This is a genomic window from uncultured Campylobacter sp., from assembly GCF_937890585.1.
GTDB lineage: Bacteria > Campylobacterota > Campylobacteria > Campylobacterales > Campylobacteraceae > Campylobacter_A.
On the sequence record NZ_CALACG010000138.1, the window covers coordinates 1 to 1,178 of the forward strand.

A 1,178-nucleotide genomic window follows, 5' to 3' on the forward strand; every position below is an offset into this window, starting at 1 on the left:
AAAATGTAAAAAACGCTAGAGTTAGCACGCTAAGAGAGAATTTCGAGGCGATTTTATTGACTGCTAGCTCGATATTTGGCTTTTTTAGCTCTGCGTTTTGGAGTAAATTTATAAGCTTATTAAGATATGAGTTTTTAAAAATTTGCCTTGCCTCATAGACGATCTGCCCGTTTAGACAGACGACGCCACTTTTTACCTCGCTGCCAGAGCCTAGCAAAAGTGGCAAACTTTCGCCTGTTAGGCTTGAGCTATCGATGCTCGCCTCACCGCTAAGCACCGTCCCATCAAGTAGCGCCCTCTCGCCAGCTCTTAGCACGATCTTTTCGCCTAAATTTACATCCTTTGGCTCTTTTAAAATGTCTTTGCCGTCCTCTAAAACGCACACTTTTGCAAGCAGCATATCGCTTAAAAAATTTGAGGTCTCAAGCGCCTTTTTCTTGCCTAAAATTTCTAAAAATTTGCCGATAAAAACAAAGGTTATGATCATCGCAACCGAGTCAAAATAGCTCTCGCCGCTTCTTGTAAACATCGCAAAAATCGAGTAGATGTAGGTTATGCTAGCTCCAGTGATGACGAGCAGGTCCATATTTGGCGAGGCGTTTTTAATGGCTATTTTCGCCCCTTTGAAAAACTCGCTGCCAGTGTAAAAGAGCACAGGCGTTGCTAGCACAAACTGCGCAAAGCTTAGTAGGTCCTTCACATCGCTTCTGATACCGCTAAAGTAGCCGCCGTACTGCGCGATCGCCAGCCACATGATATTCATCGTGATAAAGACGCCAACAAGCGCTTTTGCGTAGAAATTTCGCCTTTTTTTGACTAACTCGTCCTCTTTTTGGCTCGCCGCGTAGGCCTTTGGAGTGTAGCCAACTGCGTAAATTTTCTCAACTATCTGCTCCACCAAAAGCTCTTGCTCGTCAAAAACAATGACCGCCTTTTGGCTAAGCGAGTTGATATTTACCTCCAAAATTCCAGGCAGGCTAAAAAGTGCCTTTTCAAGCAGCCAAATGCACGCCGAGCAGGTGATACCGTCAATCAGAAGTGAAATTTTAGAAAACTCACCCTCTTTTGTCACCAGCTCACTAAAATTTGCCGCTAAATTTTTAACATTTGCGCCGTTTTTTGCAGGCATTAGCGTGTTTTTGCCAAGTCGCTCATAAAACTCGCCAAGGCCACTTTCA

Annotated in this window: 1 protein-coding gene; it reads right to left on the reverse strand. The window is 44.1% G+C overall.

The features are described from left to right. Nucleotides 1-1,178, reverse strand: a 1,178-nt coding sequence (locus Q0296_RS03945) for a cation transporter (protein ID WP_298036786.1), incomplete at both ends; no start/stop codon positions are given.